General features: G+C 45.8%; 18 protein-coding genes and 2 pseudogenes. 11 read left to right on the top strand and 9 right to left on the bottom strand.

The genetic code is table 11. The features are described 5' to 3' along the window. A pseudogene (locus EAO36_RS08760) lies at positions 1-224 on the top strand (hypothetical protein); the annotation flags it as partial. Positions 225-363: 139 nt separating this feature from the next. Here the strand turns inward: EAO36_RS08760 and EAO36_RS06675 are convergent. The 4 genes from EAO36_RS06675 to lepA form a co-directional block, all read right to left on the bottom strand. Then, positions 364-822, bottom strand: coding sequence for an S-ribosylhomocysteine lyase (locus tag EAO36_RS06675; protein WP_162983099.1), 459 nt, complete (start codon positions 820-822; stop codon positions 364-366). A gap of 12 nt (positions 823-834) precedes the next feature. Continuing rightward, positions 835-1,977, bottom strand: a complete 1,143-nt coding sequence (locus EAO36_RS06670) for a cystathionine gamma-synthase (RefSeq protein WP_120955883.1) — start codon at positions 1,975-1,977, stop codon at positions 835-837. A gap of 14 nt (positions 1,978-1,991) precedes the next feature. Next, on the bottom strand, positions 1,992-2,909 hold the full coding sequence (locus EAO36_RS06665; RefSeq protein WP_120955881.1) for a PLP-dependent cysteine synthase family protein: 918 nt from the start codon (positions 2,907-2,909) through the stop codon (positions 1,992-1,994). 78 nt (positions 2,910-2,987) lie between these two features. After that, on the bottom strand, positions 2,988-4,778 hold the full coding sequence (gene lepA / locus EAO36_RS06660; RefSeq protein ID WP_120955880.1) for a translation elongation factor 4: 1,791 nt from the start codon (positions 4,776-4,778) through the stop codon (positions 2,988-2,990). Positions 4,779-4,850: 72 nt separating this feature from the next. Between lepA and EAO36_RS06655 the strand changes: the two genes are divergently transcribed. From EAO36_RS06655 to acpS, 4 genes are read left to right on the top strand one after another with little or no spacing between them, the layout of a single operon-like run. After that, positions 4,851-5,174 (top strand): hypothetical protein, encoded by a 324-nt coding sequence (locus EAO36_RS06655; RefSeq protein ID WP_120948577.1) that lies wholly within the window; start codon positions 4,851-4,853, stop codon positions 5,172-5,174. After that, on the top strand, positions 5,174-5,770 hold the full coding sequence (gene rsmD, locus EAO36_RS06650) for a 16S rRNA (guanine(966)-N(2))-methyltransferase RsmD (protein WP_120948578.1): 597 nt from the start codon (positions 5,174-5,176) through the stop codon (positions 5,768-5,770). Before EAO36_RS06655 ends, rsmD begins: the two co-directional genes overlap by 1 nt. Continuing rightward, complete coding sequence (fliL, locus tag EAO36_RS06645; RefSeq protein WP_120948579.1) at positions 5,771-6,322, top strand: flagellar basal body-associated protein FliL; 552 nt, start codon at positions 5,771-5,773, stop codon at positions 6,320-6,322. Then, positions 6,319-6,678 (top strand): holo-ACP synthase, encoded by a 360-nt coding sequence (acpS, locus tag EAO36_RS06640; RefSeq protein WP_120955879.1) that lies wholly within the window; start codon positions 6,319-6,321, stop codon positions 6,676-6,678. The genes fliL and acpS overlap by 4 nt, the downstream gene beginning before the upstream one ends. Here the strand turns inward: acpS and EAO36_RS06635 are convergent. After that, positions 6,670-7,434 carry a UDP-N-acetylmuramate dehydrogenase gene (locus EAO36_RS06635; RefSeq protein WP_120948581.1) on the bottom strand — a complete coding sequence of 255 codons (765 nt, stop codon included), beginning with the start codon at positions 7,432-7,434 and terminating at the stop codon, positions 6,670-6,672. The two genes, acpS and EAO36_RS06635, sit on opposite strands and share 9 nt — an antisense overlap. 210 nt (positions 7,435-7,644) lie before the next feature. Here EAO36_RS06635 and EAO36_RS06630 point away from each other — a divergent pair, with 210 nt between their 5' ends. Further along, positions 7,645-7,893 carry a hypothetical protein gene (locus EAO36_RS06630; RefSeq protein WP_120955878.1) on the top strand — a complete coding sequence of 83 codons (249 nt, stop codon included), beginning with the start codon at positions 7,645-7,647 and terminating at the stop codon, positions 7,891-7,893. A gap of 54 nt (positions 7,894-7,947) precedes the next feature. On the opposite strand, the gene fliQ is transcribed toward EAO36_RS06630, so the two are convergent. The 4 genes and pseudogenes from fliQ to bamD all read right to left on the bottom strand — a co-directional run bounded on the left by fliQ (position 7,948) and on the right by bamD (position 12,103). Then, positions 7,948-8,214 (bottom strand): flagellar biosynthesis protein FliQ, encoded by a 267-nt coding sequence (gene fliQ, locus EAO36_RS06625; protein ID WP_120948583.1) that lies wholly within the window; start codon positions 8,212-8,214, stop codon positions 7,948-7,950. 10 nt (positions 8,215-8,224) lie between these two features. Further along, positions 8,225-9,058, bottom strand: coding sequence for a prephenate dehydrogenase (locus EAO36_RS06620; RefSeq protein ID WP_120955877.1), 834 nt, complete (start codon positions 9,056-9,058; stop codon positions 8,225-8,227). Continuing rightward, a pseudogene (gene lon, locus EAO36_RS06615) lies at positions 9,058-11,453 on the bottom strand (endopeptidase La). Before lon ends, EAO36_RS06620 begins: the two are co-directional and overlap by 1 nt. A gap of 8 nt (positions 11,454-11,461) precedes the next feature. Then, positions 11,462-12,103, bottom strand: coding sequence for an outer membrane protein assembly factor BamD (bamD, locus tag EAO36_RS06610; RefSeq protein WP_120948586.1), 642 nt, complete (start codon positions 12,101-12,103; stop codon positions 11,462-11,464). 128 nt (positions 12,104-12,231) lie between these two features. On the opposite strand from bamD, the gene fliW reads away from it, so the two are divergent. From fliW to EAO36_RS06585, 5 genes are read left to right on the top strand one after another with little or no spacing between them, the layout of a single operon-like run. Further along, entirely contained in the window at positions 12,232-12,633 is a 402-nt protein-coding gene (fliW, locus tag EAO36_RS06605) for a flagellar assembly protein FliW (protein WP_120948587.1), read from the top strand. Then, complete coding sequence (proC, locus tag EAO36_RS06600) at positions 12,630-13,412, top strand: pyrroline-5-carboxylate reductase (RefSeq protein WP_205585521.1); 783 nt, start codon at positions 12,630-12,632, stop codon at positions 13,410-13,412. Before fliW ends, proC begins: the two co-directional genes overlap by 4 nt. Before the next feature lie 15 nt (positions 13,413-13,427). Further along, positions 13,428-14,108 carry a F0F1 ATP synthase subunit A gene (locus tag EAO36_RS06595; RefSeq protein ID WP_120948588.1) on the top strand — a complete coding sequence of 227 codons (681 nt, stop codon included), beginning with the start codon at positions 13,428-13,430 and terminating at the stop codon, positions 14,106-14,108. Between the two features lie 10 nt (positions 14,109-14,118). Next, positions 14,119-14,340, top strand: a complete 222-nt coding sequence (locus tag EAO36_RS06590; protein ID WP_120948589.1) for a hypothetical protein — start codon at positions 14,119-14,121, stop codon at positions 14,338-14,340. Next, on the top strand, positions 14,337-14,933 hold the full coding sequence (locus tag EAO36_RS06585; protein ID WP_120948590.1) for a thiamine phosphate synthase: 597 nt from the start codon (positions 14,337-14,339) through the stop codon (positions 14,931-14,933). The genes EAO36_RS06590 and EAO36_RS06585 overlap by 4 nt, the downstream gene beginning before the upstream one ends. The last annotated feature ends 41 nt before the right edge of the window (positions 14,934-14,974 follow it).

Raw genomic sequence — 14,974 nt, 5'->3', positions numbered from 1 at the left:
AAACTTTGCTAAAGATTGACCAATACTTTCCTAGCTCTCAAATCTGCTCTACTTGTGGGAGCAACACAGGTAAAAAGCCACTGCACATTAGGAATTATGCTTTAGGTATGCTAGATGAAGGGCATGCTATCAAGGAAAAACGCGATGCGTTTTCTGGGTGGGAAACCCCCGAAGTTACGCTTGTGGAAGCAAGCGTAACGCTTGCCCCTCTAACGGGATTGTAACTTGGGTATGGTTACATACCGGATTGGCTATCAGTTTTGTGGGTAATGTGGTTAAATCTGTGGCGAGTGGGATTAAACCGGTGTTTAGTGCTGTGGTGGGGGCGTTCAGTTAAACAACCCACGCAAAAGCATTTGCGTTTTAAACCCCCACTTCGCTCCACTCATTCCGTTTGGCTAAAAAGGCGCGTGCTAAGGTTTGCGCGCCCTCTAGGCTGTGGTTGGCCGCCCAACCGCATTGGACTTCATTGCACGCGGGCACTTCTGTAGCCTTGAGCACATCTTGCATGGTTTTTTCCAAGAGTTCTAAAATCTCATTGTAATTGTCATGGTTTAATACCAGCAAATAAAAGCCCGTCTGGCAACCCATGGGTGACCAATCTAGCACATAATCAGCGTGGTTGCGAATCAACTCGGCGACCAAGTGCTCCAAAGAGTGCAAACTAGGCATGTCCATGTGTTCTTGGTTGGGCTGTTTGAGGCGCACATCGTATTTAACGATCGCATCCCCATGTTCTCCTCTCTTGCGATCAGCCACACGCACATAGGGGGCTTTAACTTTAGTGTGATCCAAATTGAAACTCTCAACATTCATTTTCATGATTTACTCCTTTTAATCTAATTTGGCAAGGGCTTGCTCTAAATCCTCTAGCAAATCTTGGCTATCTTCAATGCCCACTGAGAGGCGCACCAAGCCATCTTTAATCCCCACAGCTTCGCGCTGTTGCTTAGGGATGCTCGCATGGGTCATTAATGCCGGGACACCTACCAAGCTCTCCACTCCGCCCAAACTCTCGCCCAAAATAAATAGTTTCAAGCTTTCTACAAATGCACTGGCTTGGCTACCATCTTTGAGTGTGAAAGAAAGCATACCGCTAAAACCGCTCATTTGGGCTTTGGCTAGTTCGTGGTTGGGGTGGGTGGGCAGACCGGGGTAATAGACTTTCTCTACTTTGGGGTGCGCTTGTAGAAACTTAGCCACACTCAAGGCGTTTTTTTGGTGTGCCTCCATGCGTAAAGCGAGGGTTTTCATGCCCCTTTGTAATAACCAACTATCCCAAGGTCCTAGCACCCCCCCGATAGCGTTTTGAAAAAAGGCGATCTCTGTAGCCAAGTCTTGGTTATTGGTACTTACAAGCCCGGCGACCACATCGCTATGCCCTCCTAAGTATTTAGTGCCACTATGCACTACAATATCCGCACCTAGCGATAAGGGGTTTTGGTAATAGGGGGTTGCAAAGGTGTTATCCACAATGGTGATCAGTTCATGACTTTTAGCAATATTAGCGCATTGTTTTAGATCGGTGATTTTGAGTAGGGGGTTGCTGGGGGTTTCTAAATAAAGGGCTTTGGTGTTGGGCTGAATCGCCCTTTCTATTTGAGAGGTGTCGCTGGTGTCTATAATGCTATAAGTAAGCCCGCCTTTAGTGAGCACTTTGTCAAATAGGCGAAAAGTCCCTCCATAGACATCATCGCCCAATAATACATGATCGCCCTGTTGCAAGAGAGAAAACACCGCATGGATTCCAGCCAGCCCAGAGGCAAAGGCAAAGCCCTTCACCCCGCCCTCTAAGTCTGCAATGAGTTCCTCGAGGGCAAAGCGCGTGGGGTTGCCTGAGCGCGAATATTCATAGCCCTTAGGACGACCCACCCCCTCTTGGCGGTAGGTAGAGGTCTGATAAATGGGCACGCTCACCGCCCCAGTTACCCCATCTTCACTAATGCCCCCATGGATGAGTTTTGTTTGCATGCGCATGTGATTTCCTTTGTTCATAGATAAATACCCTTAGAGAGATAACGATCCGCCATATCCGGGAAGATGGTTAAAACTTGGCTTCCCCTTGGGAGGCGTTGCGCCTCACGCAAAGCCGCCACAAAAGCCGCCCCACTAGAGCTCCCCACTAATAAGCCACTTTTTCTAGCCAACTCCCTAGTACAATCAAACCCCTCTTTATCTGTGATGGTCTCAAAGCCATCGATCTCTAAATCTGCAAAAAAGGGCGGGATGAACTCCACCCCAATCCCCTCAATCTCATGGGGTCCGGGTTTTCCCCCATTTAAGATCGAACCCTCCGGTTCTACCCCAATGAGGCGTATTGTGGAGATGTGTTCCTTTAAGTATTGAGCCGTGCCTGCAAAAGTGCCCCCGCTCCCAATTCCTGCTACAAAGCTAGTAAGCTGTGTGCCCAGCTCTTGGATAATCTCTGGTCCTAGAGTATAGTAGTAGGTTTGCGGGTTGAGCGGGTTTTCAAATTGCAGAGGCAGGTAGCTATTAGGGATATTCTGAGCTAACTCCTTGCTCTTGGCGATCGCCCCCTTAATACCTTGATTAGTGGGTGTGTTAATCACCTCGGCTCCTAAGGCTCTCATAATTTGTTGTTTTTCTAGGCTAAATTTTTCTGGGACAACAAAAATGGTTCTTAGGCGGTGTTCTAGGGCGACTAGGGCTAGGGCAATGCCTGTATTACCCGCAGTGGGTTCAATAATGGTCGTCTGGGGGGTGATTTTGCCCGCTTTGATGCCCTCCTCTATGAGGTATTGCCCCAAGCGATCCTTAATGCTCCCTCCCGGATTTAAATACTCTAATTTGGCATAGATCACCGAATCCTTTGGGATAGGGTAATGTTGGCTAGTGAATTTAAAAATAGGGGTAGAGCCTACTATCTGTGTTATTGCGGTGATAATCATGTTTCCTCTTATTGGGTGATAGTAATCCTAACTGGCTTAAAGAAGGCTTGCATCTTAAAAACAGGGTGCATGGAGAGGCTAATCCACCTTCAAGATCGCTAAAAACGCCTCTTGAGGGAGATGGACTTTGCCAATGGCTTTCATGCGTTTTTTGCCCTCTTTTTGTTTCTCTAGGAGTTTGCGTTTGCGGGTGATGTCGCCTCCATAGCATTTCGCCGTTACATTTTTGCCCACCGATTTGACCGTTTCTCTAGCAATGATTTTATTGCCAATACTAGCTTGGATCGCCACTTCAAAGAGTTGCCGTGGAATCAAGGCTTTCATGGTTTCGACTAAGGCCTTGCCCTTTTCATAGGCTTTACTCCGATCCACAATAATAGAGAGTGCATCCACCACCTCATTAGCCACCCGAACATCTAGCTTGACTAATTGCCCTTCTTTGTAGCCGATGGGTTCATAATCAAAGCTGGCATAACCCTTTGTGCAAGATTTAAGCTTATCATAAAAGTCCATCACAATTTCATTACTGGGCAAATCGTAAGTGAGCATCACGCGGTTTTGATTCAAATACTCCATTTTATCTTGCACCCCCCGCCTGTTATTGAGCAAGCCTAGCAAGTTGCCCAAGTATTCGCTGGGCGCAATGATGCTTGCCTTGACATAGGGCTCCTTAATGCTGGCGATGGTGTTTTCAACGGGTAGTTGGCTAGGATTTTGTACGCTGATGATTTGCCCATCTGTCAAATGCACCTCATAGAGCACCGTGGGGGCTGTGGCAATCAAGTTTAAATTAAACTCCCGCTCTAAACGCTCCTTGATCACCTCCATGTGCAACAAGCCCAAAAAACCCACACGGAAACCAAAGCCCAAAGCCACGCTACTTTCTGGCTCAAATTGCAAGGACGCATCATTGAGTTGTAATTTTAACAAGGCCTCGCGCAATTCCTCAAATTGATCGCTCTCAATGGGGTAAAGCCCGGCAAAGACAAAGGGCTTGGCGGGTTTAAAGCCCTCTATGGGTGTGGGCGTAGGGGTTTTGGCATCGGTGATGGTATCCCCCACGGCAATATCTGTTAAATTCTTAGAACCCAAAGACACAATCCCGATTTCCCCGCACTCAATGGAGTCTGTAGAGATTTTATGTAGGGGGTTGGGGTAGTAAAGGCCTAGCACTTGGTGGGTCTTAGCACTCCCCATGACTAAGACTTCCTGATTGACACACAGCCGCCCCTCTTTTAGACGCACGAGAGCCAGTGCCCCTAAATAATTATCAAACCACGAGTCGTAGATGAGAGCCTTTGTGGGGGCTTGCTTGTCGCCTATTGGGGGGGGGATTTTGGTGATGATGGTTTCTAAGAGTTTGTTGATGCCCAGGTGGGTCTTAGCACTCACACAGTTGGCCTCACTGCAGTCTAATCCAATGGTGTCCTCAATATCCTCTTTAACCGCTTCCACCTCAGCACTGGGCAGGTCTATTTTATTGAGCACGGGTAAAATCTCTAAATGGTTGTCTAGGGCGATATAGACATTGGCGATGGTTTGGGCTTGTACACCTTGCGTGGCATCCACAACCAAGAGCGCGCCTTCACACGCATGCAAGGATCGCGACACCTCATAGCTAAAATCTACATGCCCGGGGGTGTCTATGAGATTTAAAATATAGTCCTGTCCTTTGTAGCGGTAGTTGAGGCGCACAGATTGGGCTTTGATCGTGATCCCCCTCTCTTTTTCAATGTCCATGGTGTCTAAAACTTGGCTGGTCATCTCGCGACCGCTCAAAGCCTTGCAGGCTTGAATCAAGCAGTCAGCTAAGGTGCTCTTGCCATGGTCGATGTGGGCGATGATGGAAAAATTGCGGATATGCTGCATACAACCCCTTGAAAGCAGAAATAAACCCAAGATATGTAATAATAGCTTAGTTCTAGCAAAACGGAGCTAAAGATGAAAATTTTTTTGGATTGCCACTCTTTGCTCTTAAAGCGTGTGTTGGAGCAGTACCTGCAAGATTTTCTATACCCTCTAGAGAGTTGCGATTTTATTTTGAGCGATCATTTGGTGAAAAACCCTTACAAAGCAACCTGTTTAATCGGCTCTGAATCTAATGCTCACATCTTGACTCCCTTCACTAAAAGCGAATTGCTTGAGAAGCTCCACGCCTTTTATGGCGACCAAGCCCAAACCCAGAGTTTGGAAAGCCGGGTCCAAGCTTTATTACAAGAATACACCCATAAGCTTTTAGCTTTGATCCAAGATTACCGCCAATAATGCCAACCCCTTTGTTTAAGATTTTAGGCGGGGCACTTAAAGGATTGTCTCTCCACCTCCCATCCAAAGCCACCACCCGCCCCACAAAAGCGATCATCAAGCAATCGGTGTTTAATGTCTTGGGGACCAGTATCCAAAATAGCAGTTTTATTGAGGTTTTTGGAGGCAGTGCGAGCATGGGACTAGAAGCACTGAGTTTGGGGGCACACCGAGCCCTTTTTTTTGAAAAAGACCCGCTTGTCTTTAAAGTCCTGCAACAAAATATCCAACTCTGCCAAGCGCGCTTAAAGCCCTGTAACGCTCAAAGTTACTTAGGCGATGCTTTTCAACTCCTGCCCATCCATTTGGCCAATTTAGAGCCTCAAGGCTTGCTTATTCTTTACCTAGACCCCCCATTTAAGCCCAATCTTTACCCGGCTTGTTGGGAGCTTTTAGAAAATCTCAATTTAACGAGGGCTTTAGAACATGGGGTTTTAATCATCTTAGAGCACCAAAGCAACGAACATATGGGTACAAACCCCCCCAAGTTTAGTATAATAAAGCAAAGAAAGTTTGGCAGAACCAGCTTGAGTTACTATATTTTAAAAGGAAAATAAATGGCAGATGATGCTAAGGCCCCTAAGAAGAGCAAGGCAATTTTATTTGTAGTTGTGGGCGCAATCTTGGTGATGCTGATTTTGGTCGGCGTAATCGCAATGTTATTGCTCAATAAGAATGCTACACATGAAGACAACAAAAAAGGCACGGCAACCAACAAGGCAAGGCAGATTAGAGAGGCTAGTAAGATTGATGAGAATGGAGGCGGATCGGATTTGATGGTCAAATCTTCAGATTATCTCTCACTAGGACCTCTCTTTCCCTTAAGTGACCCTTTTGTGGTGAATTTGATCAGTAATAATGGTCGCCGTTATCTCAAAACGAGCATTAGTTTAGAATTGAGCGATCCTAAACTATTGGAGGAGATCAAGGCAAAAGAAACGGCGATCAAAGACACCATCATTGAGATTTTATCCTCTAAATCTTATGAGGAGATCATTACACTCAAGGGCAAAAACAAGCTCAAGGAAGAAATTAGAAGCAATATCAATAGCTTTCTCATCGATGGCTTTATTAAAAATGTCTTTTTTACTGACTTTGTAATCCAATGATCGGTATTGATTTGGTCAGTGTTGAGCGCATCGCTAGGAGTGTAGCGCGCTTCAGGCAACACTTTTTAGATCGCTTTTTATCCCCACAAGAGCAAGAGATTTTTATCAAGCCTGCTAGTCTAGCCGGGGCTTGGGCGGCTAAGGAGGCATGCGCTAAGGCTTTGGGTGTGGGCATTGGTTCTAAGCTAGGTTTCTTAGACATGTGGCTTTCTAAAAACAAACTAGGTGCACCCCTCATCACCCTAAGCCCTGCCAAGCAAGTCCTATTTAATACCCACAGCCTCCATTTAAGCATTAGCCACGATCAAGGATTTGCTGTGGCGGTGGTGTTTGTGGTGAGTAACTCCCTAAGTTAGAATACACACCTCTTCTTGTAACACAATCCCAAAAGTTCGTGAAACCCGCTCTTTGGCTAGTGCGATCAAATCTAAAGCTTCTTCAAAATGCGCGCCTCCTAGATTGACCAAGAAATTGGCATGCACGCTAGAAAAACCCACGCGTCCCAAGCTAAACCCCTTAAGCCCCACCACCTCTAACAACCTACCGGCAAAATCCCCGGGCGGGTTTTTAAAACAACTCCCAAAACTGGGTTTTTTGGGGTGGTGGGCGCGCATGCGCTTACATTCGTGCAAAACGCTTTCTCTAAAACCCAGTACCTTTTGCAAGCGCACCCCAAAGATCACACCCTCAAATGCGCTAGAGCGGTACCCTAGACCCAGCACCTCTGCGTCTAACCATGTCCCATTGATATTAGCTTGTAGGACAACATCACTTATCTGATAGGCTTTCATGCCTGCATTCATCTTAAGTAGCCCACCCACACTCCCGGGCAACGCGCTTAAAAACTCTAGCCCACCTAAGTTATGATCCCTAAAATAGCCAAAGAGTTTTTGCGCGCTCGTCTTTGCCCCCACTTCAATAAAACTCTCCCGATCGTCTATGTAGTCAAAACAACGATCCAAAATCGCCAAATTTTGCGCCCCCGGAGCAACTAGGAGGTTATTAGCCAAGCCCACCATCTGCACTTCATAATGCCCACATTGGTGCAACAACGCCACCTCTACTTTGCCCCCGATTTTTACGCTGGAATATCTAGAAAAGTCTAAGACCACAACACACCTTTAATTCGCAATCTCTCAAACCCCCATTGTAACAAGTTTAAGCTAAGTTGTGTTACAACTAGGGAACATAGCTTATTGGCCATGAATCTCTGATAAAGGACGCCTATGAGGCAGAGTGTGCGAGCAAACTCGCTAGAACCTCTTAAAATTCTTAGAAAAGGACATTAATGAAAAAAAACATCTAACGAAAAAATACAGCGTATGTGCGAACTCAGAGAAAAAGGCTTGACCGAAACACAAATTGCCCAACATGAGGATGTGCAAGTTTCTCAACCCACAGTATCCAAACACCTAAGAGAACAAAAATATATTAAAGAGATTCAAAGCAAGGATAAACAACTTAAAGCTGCTAAAACTGAGATTGTCGGCTTGAAAGCCACCATTTCTCTCATTGAGACCGATTTACGGGCTGTCAAATCCAAAATTGAGGAGATCGAATCTTCAAAGTGAGTTAGCAAACATCTTTGGTCCCAAGTTTCCCATTCGGAATTCTTGGGTTTTCCTCTAAGACACAATTTTAGGAATCAACTTAAAAAGCATGCTTGTATAATCTAAGAGCATATTGAGCATCCAAGGCATGGTCAAGATAATGACGGCGATCACAGCTAGAATCTTGGGCACAAAGGATAGGGTCATTTCGTTAATTTGCGTGGTGGCTTGGAAGATGCTCACAATAAGCCCGACCACTAAGCCCACCAATAACACGGGCAAAGAGATCATCAAGGTGATTTTATAAGTTTCAATGGCAAGCTTCATCAGTTGGGCTTCCATAGCTACCCCCCTACATAAATTCTTGCAAACAATTTGCCCGTGCCATCCATGCCTCTAAGTTGTCCCAATCTTGATTTTCTAGCAAATCCTTAGCGTGCTGGAGTTCTGTTAAAGCCAAATTGAGGGCTTCTAGCACATGCTTGCGGTTTTGTTTGAAGACGCTACGCCACATGATGGGTGAACTTTTAGAAAGACGGCTCATGTCTTTAAACCCCCCAGCAGCCAAAGAGAGGATATTTTGCGGGCTCTCTTGGGAGAGAACGACATTGGCTAAGGCATAACTGAGCACATGGGGCAAGTGGCTGATTAAAGCAATGTGTTCATCGTGCTCGTGCGCACCCATTTTCACCATCTGCATGCCAATGGCACTAAAAATATCCTTAGCCCTCTCTAAATGTTCGGGTGCGCAATCTTGGCAATCCACTAAGATTACGATTTTATTTTGATACAAACCCCTAAGGGCAGCTTTTGGCCCATAAAACTCCGTCCCACACATCGGGTGACTAGCCACCACTTGGGGGCGTAGGCTGGGTGGAATGGCATCTATGATTTGTTCTTTAGCCCCGCCGATCTCAATGATCGTGCTGTGGGGGGTGGGTTTTAAGTTTTGCAACACCTGCACGATCCCATCAAGCGGGATGGCTAAAAAAAGCACCTCACAAGCTTGGATACTGGCAAAATCCACGCATTCTTCCACCAGCCCCAAACTCAAAGCCATTTGGGCGTGTAGGGGGTTACTATCAAAGCCTAAAATACGCTTAATTTGCAACCGAGCGCGCACTTCTTGCAAAGCTAGCCCCAAAGAGCCCCCCATCAAACCTAGCCCGATGATGCCAATTTGCACTAATGATTTACCAAAGCCACATTGAGGACATCTTGGATCGTCTGCACGGCCTTGATTTCCATGTTGTCTTGGACTTCTTTGGGGATGTCTTTGAGGTCTTTGGTGTAATTCTTCTCTGGGATCAAGGCGGTTTTAATGCCCGCCTTAAAGCTGGCAATCAATTTTTCTTTCAACCCGCCGATGGGCAAAACCCGCCCGCTCAAGGTCAGTTCGCCCGTCATCGCCACATCGGCGCGCACCTTTTTATCACACAAAATAGAGGCGATACTGGTTGCCATTGTGATCCCCGCACTGGGTCCATCTTTAGGCGTTGCGCCCTCAGGCACATGCAAGTGCAGATCGTAGAGATTGTAAATTCTACCCTCTTTGGGCTTTTTCTTTTTGGGGATCAACACCTCTTCATCCAAAAGGGTTTTGACCACCGAATGGGCGATATAAGCCGATTCTTTCATCACTTCGCCTAAAGACCCTGTGAGCTTGAGATTCCCTTTACCCTTAATTTTAATCGCCTCAATTTTGAGCACATCCCCGCCCACACTCGTCCAAGCTAAACCATTGACGATCCCCACTGCATCTTCTTTGTCGATGGGATCAATCTCAAAAACGATCTTGTCTAAGAAGTCGGGGATATTGGTCGGTTCAATAACAATCTTGCGCTTTCTGCCCCGCTTGCCTTGGGGCTTATCCTCGTTGGCTTGTAAAATCTTTTTAGCACATTTGCGCATGATCGCAGCAATAACACGCCTAAGCCCCCTTACCCCGGCTTCTCGCGTGTATTTTTCAATCAAAAGTCTAACAGACTCTAGGCTTAAGACCACTTCATTAGGGCTTAAGGCATGTTTTTTGAGCTCTTGGGGGATGAGGTAATTAAGCGCGATCTGCTCTTTTTCTTGAGGGGTGTAGCTGGATACACTGATAAATTCCATGCGATCCCGCAAGGGGGCGGGGATCGTGGCAATGTCATTGGCAGTGGCGATGAAAATAACCTTAGAAAGATCGATATTAAAGTTTGTGTAGTAATCCCTAAAGCTGGTGTTTTGCTCGGGGTCTAAAATTTCTAAAAGCGCGCTGGCTGGATCGCCACGCATGCTCTTATCGACTTGTCAATCTCATCAAGCACCATCACGCAATCCATTTTCTTAGCCTCAATCAAACCCTGCACAATGCGCCCGGGCATCGAGCCTAAATAAGTGCGCCTATGCCCTCTAAGCTCATTGACATCCTCCAAGCCTCCTAGTGCGATGCGGATTAGCGGGCGCTCCATAGCCCTAGCAATGGAGTTAGCCAGACTAGTTTTGCCCACCCCAGGAGGTCCATAAAAGCATAAAATCGTGCCCTTGCTCTCCTTGCTTTCTTGCTGGCGCAAGCGCAAAAGCTCCATCGTGGCAAAGTATTCTACAATGCGCTCTTTAGGCTTCTCTAGGCTATAGTGATCCAAGTCTAGCTGTTTTTCCACATCTTTGATAGAGAGTTTCTTTTGGCTGTATTGCCCAAAGGGAATATCCAGCACCCATTCAATGTAATTTTGCAAAATCCCCACATCTGAGCTATCTTGATGGATTCGACTCAAGCGTTCAATCTGTTTTTTAATCTCTTTGTGGATTTCTTTGGTGATAAAAGGCTCAATTTCTTGGAGTTTTTTGGTGTATTCTTGGATTTCCTCATCGCGTTGTTTGTCAATCCCCAGCTCTTTTTGGATCTGCTTGAGTTGTTCTTTTAAAAAATACTCCTTATTAACCTGCTCCATTTTGCTATGAACCTTGCTCTTGATCTCTTTTTGGAGTTTTTGGGTTTTGATCTCCTCCATCACCAAATCAATAAGGTCTAAGAGTCTCTCTTCGGTATTATCATTAGCAAAGAGCTTATAGGACTGATCTTTTTTGAGGCGCAAGGCAGAGGCGACTAAATCCACAATACGGTTAGGATCGCTATTATCATCCACAGCCTTCAACAAATCGGGAGGGAAAAATTGGCTGATATTGGCAAGGTTGGCGACCTTTTCTTTTAAAATCTCAATGATGGCGTTGATTTTGTCGGTGTCGTATTCGCGATAGGTGATCACATCCACCATCGCCTCTAGAGGGTCATGCGACTCGATGGCGAGCACCTTGCCCTTACAAATGCCTTGAAACAAGATTTTCATGCGGTTATCAGGCAGAACGACCTTGCGCACAATCGAACCAATCACACCCACATCGTAAAATTTATCCTCCCCCATTCTCTCACTATTTTTAGCGCAACTCACAAAAATTAAATCATTTTTCTCTTTGCTGGCCTTGTTAGCCGCCTTGATATTTGCCTCGCTGTTAATAAAAATAGGCGCGATCATGAACGGATACATAAAGGCCTCTTCTTCCACAATCACAGGCACAATACTTGGGAACTTTTCTGTCATCTTCATCCTTACCAGTTAAACATTGCCACATACCAAGGCATGTGGGACTTTTTGGGATGGGTCTCTTTTTCTAAGACCTCATCGACACGCCCCAAATAACGCTTCACCCCCTCTTTTTGGTGGCGTTTTTTATACACATTGGCGATTGCCCGGTTGAGTTCATTTTGCCCCAAGATAAACTTGACCTGCATGTATTCCACTTGATCGATAAAACGGCTATGGGGGTATTGATCCACAAATTCATTGAGCATGCCAATGGTGTTAGACATGAACTCCTGATCTTTGCTGTGGTTTTTAAAGGCATAGTAGCGCGCTTGGAGCTTAAGATATTTGAGATAGTCAATATTCTCCGGATTACCAAAGCGCTTGATGTATTCATCAAAATAATACTCTGCCAACACAAACTCTTTCTTTTTCAAATGCGCCTGCCCTAAAGCCAACATCGCTACAGGCACTAGGGGCGAATTAATATGTTCGCTCTGCAAAGAAGAATAATAATTGTCCGCTGTTTCTAAATTCATAAACAAAATCTCACGAAAAATCCCCTGATACCAAAAAATTGCCGGGCGGTTGTAGATCGCTTCTTTTTTCTTGTTCGTGCACCCTAAAAATAACACCATGCACGCCAAACTAAACCAAAAGACACGCATCGTTCTCCTTAATTGCTCTAAAAAACCCATTATACCAAAAATCCGCCCCCATGATACCACATTGATTTTTGCCATTAGATTGTGGTAAAATCGGCTCAGATTATTGCGAACTACTTTCAAGGGCTGGAATGCTTTTTAGTGTAAAATCCCCTATTCTAGGGTTTGAGGATGTGACCCATATGGATTTGGAGAAAATTGATGCCGTCTTTATGCGCCTACGCAACGCCGATTCCCCAACGCCTACCTTTACCCTTGTCAATCCCTTTGCCTTGCGCGCCTATGAATTTGAGATTCCCATTGCATTGCAAGTCTTGCTCAACCTAGACAGGGCAGAAAATATTTTAATTGCCAATATCATGGTGATCCAAAGCCCCTTAAGAGAATCGACCATTAATTTTCTAGCTCCCCTAGTCTTTAACTTTGATGATCAACTGATGGCACAAGTGATTTTAGATAACACCAAATACCCCCAATACCAAATTTCAGAAAAAATCGCCAGCTTTTACCAGACTCCAAAGGAGGATCAGTGAGGAATTTAATCGTGGTGGGTTATGGGCGCATGGCACAAGCCCTTTTAAAGGGTTTGGCACAAAATGCCTCTAAACTAGAAAATTACCAGCTCCAAATCACGGGCAGAGACCCCCAAAAAGCCCGCCCTTTTTTGCAAAGTTTGCCCATTGAGGTGAAAATCCTCCCCCCGCATGGCAAGAAAATAGAGGTGCAAGATAGTATCGTGCTGTTAGCCATTAAACCCTATGGACTCAAAAGCCTAAGATATGAAGGCGGAGCGTATATGGTGATTAGTCTCCTGGCTGGGGTGGGCGTGCCCAGTTTGCAAACCCATGTGCAAAGCACGCATTATGTGCGGTGCATGCCCAATATTGCTGCTATCCATGCCCTCTCAGCAACTACAATGTATGCCCCCAGTGCCCAAAAAGACGAGGCGCGCGCGATTTTAGAATGCTTGGGACAGGTCGTAGAGGTGGAGAGCGAAACTCTCTTAGATGCCTCTTTGGCGACTAATGGGAGTGCTTTAGCCTTTTTAGGCATGGAGGCACAGGGCTTGATTAGTGCTGGCGTGTGTGCAGGTTTGAGCCAAGAGCAAGCCTCTAAGCTAGTTGCCCAAAGTTTTGCCGGCTTTGCTAAACTTTTAGAAACTTCAAGCCCCCAAGAGATCATTGAGGCTATCACCACCCCGGGGGGTGCGACCATCGCCGGGATTAGCGTGTTGGAACAAAAAGCCTTTAAGGGAATTTTGATGCAGGCATGCCAAGCGACCATTGAAAAAGGGCGCACCCTGTCTAATTAATTTTTGGGAGAGAACATGGATCATCGGCTTTTTACTTTTGCAGGTTTTATCAGCACCGATCATAATTTTATCATCGGGTTTTATACGGTCGTGTGTGCGCTTTTTACCCTGATGATTAGCAAGATGGCGGTTAAAAAGTTGCAAATGGTGCCCTTTGGGTTGCAAAACATCTATGAAGCCACCATTGAAGGGATTTTATACGTGGCTAAAGATGTGATCGGGGAGGAGCTAGCCCGTAAATACTTCCCCCTAGCGGGCACCATCGCCCTCTTTGTCTTTTATTGCAATATGATTGGCATTATTCCGGGCTTTGAAGCCCCTACGGCTAATTGGAGCTTTACGCTCGTGCTTGCCCTCATCGTCTTTTTTTACTACCATTTTGAGGGGATTCGCACCCAAGGGGTGATCCAATATTTCAGTCACTTTTTGGGTCCAGTTAAGTGGCTCATCCCTATCATGCTCCCTGTGGAGATTGTCTCCCACTTTTCGCGCATCATCTCGCTTTCCTTCCGTCTCTTTGGCAATATCAAGGGCGATGACATGTTTTTGCTTATCATGCTCTTGCTCGTGCCATGGGCTATCCCCATTGCGCCCTTCATGGTGCTCTTCTTCATGGGTATTTTGCAAGCCTTTGTGTTCATGATCTTAACCTATGTCTATCTGGCCGGCGCGGTTTTAGTCGATGAGGATCACTAAAATTTAAGCTATGAAAAAAGAAACGATCATTTCCATTTTAGACTTCTTTGCCGGGTTGTTTGTGGGCATTGCCTTGGCGTGTGGTGTCCTGTGCTTTTTTATATTTAAAGAATTTGGTTTAATGGTGGCGATCTTTTTCTCTCTTTTTGTCTTGGGACTCTTTAGTTTTTTTGCCATTGTGGCAAAATCCATGTCCGCCCTACTCAAAGAGAGTTCCCAAAAGCGTATTTGAGTAGCCTAGAAACCTATTGGATCACCCCCCCTCTTAGTAGCGATCCCCAAATTTTCCAAGCCACTTTGCAAGCCACCTTTGATGCCCACACCATCCACAAAGCCTCTCTAAGGGGTGCTAATTTCCCCCCGCAACTCTTAGATTTATTTGCAAAAACCTGCCATGTCCACTACATCACCAGTTTTTTAAACCTCCCCACTTTAAAGCTAAGTATCCAAAAGGCTTTAGAACATGGTTTTAAAGGCGTGCATGTCAAGGGTGCACAAATTTTAGGGATTCCACACATTCCAGCAAATCTCCAAATTTTTTACAGTGCACACAACGCTAAGGAAGTGTTGCAAGCCCTGGATTTGGGAGCGCATTTTTGCACCATCAGCCCCATTTGTGCTACGCCTAACAAGCCCCCGCCCCTAGGGCTTGACTATTTGGATCAATTCTCCCTAGAGGTCAAAGCCCATCTTTTTGCACTAGGGGGCATGGGTTATGAGCTGGCAAGTCTTTTAGAAGATAAGGGCTTAAAGGGTTTTGCAGGCACGCGCTGTTTTGTGCCAAATGTTGCTATTTTACAAACCCACACACGCACAAGGGTATAAAAGACAGCGAATCAAAAGCGGACTCTAGCAATCATGCTATA

This window comes from Helicobacter mehlei (assembly GCF_003660265.1).
GTDB classification, from domain to species: domain Bacteria; phylum Campylobacterota; class Campylobacteria; order Campylobacterales; family Helicobacteraceae; genus Helicobacter; species Helicobacter mehlei.
This window is presented reverse-complemented; position numbering and strand designations above follow the sequence as displayed.

Excerpts from the sequence above, each read along its gene's own strand:
- EAO36_RS06665 (WP_120955881.1), bottom strand. The coding sequence starts at position 2,909 with ATGATTATCACCGCAATAACACAGATAGTAGGCTCTACCCCTATTTTT.
- EAO36_RS06630 (WP_120955878.1), top strand. The coding sequence starts at position 7,645 with ATGTGCGAACTCAGAGAAAAAGGCTTGACCGAAACACAAATTGCCCAA.
- fliL (WP_120948579.1), top strand. The coding sequence starts at position 5,771 with ATGGCAGATGATGCTAAGGCCCCTAAGAAGAGCAAGGCAATTTTATTT.
- EAO36_RS06590 (WP_120948589.1), top strand. The coding sequence starts at position 14,119 with ATGAAAAAAGAAACGATCATTTCCATTTTAGACTTCTTTGCCGGGTTG.
- EAO36_RS06670 (WP_120955883.1), bottom strand. The coding sequence starts at position 1,977 with ATGCGCATGCAAACAAAACTCATCCATGGGGGCATTAGTGAAGATGGG.
- EAO36_RS06655 (WP_120948577.1), top strand. The coding sequence starts at position 4,851 with ATGAAAATTTTTTTGGATTGCCACTCTTTGCTCTTAAAGCGTGTGTTG.
- fliQ (WP_120948583.1), bottom strand. The coding sequence starts at position 8,214 with ATGGAAGCCCAACTGATGAAGCTTGCCATTGAAACTTATAAAATCACC.
- fliW (WP_120948587.1), top strand. The coding sequence starts at position 12,232 with ATGCTTTTTAGTGTAAAATCCCCTATTCTAGGGTTTGAGGATGTGACC.
- bamD (WP_120948586.1), bottom strand. The coding sequence starts at position 12,103 with ATGCGTGTCTTTTGGTTTAGTTTGGCGTGCATGGTGTTATTTTTAGGG.
- EAO36_RS06595 (WP_120948588.1), top strand. The coding sequence starts at position 13,428 with ATGGATCATCGGCTTTTTACTTTTGCAGGTTTTATCAGCACCGATCAT.
- acpS (WP_120955879.1), top strand. The coding sequence starts at position 6,319 with ATGATCGGTATTGATTTGGTCAGTGTTGAGCGCATCGCTAGGAGTGTA.
- lepA (WP_120955880.1), bottom strand. The coding sequence starts at position 4,778 with ATGCAGCATATCCGCAATTTTTCCATCATCGCCCACATCGACCATGGC.
- rsmD (WP_120948578.1), top strand. The coding sequence starts at position 5,174 with ATGCCAACCCCTTTGTTTAAGATTTTAGGCGGGGCACTTAAAGGATTG.
- EAO36_RS06675 (WP_162983099.1), bottom strand. The coding sequence starts at position 822 with ATGAAAATGAATGTTGAGAGTTTCAATTTGGATCACACTAAAGTTAAA.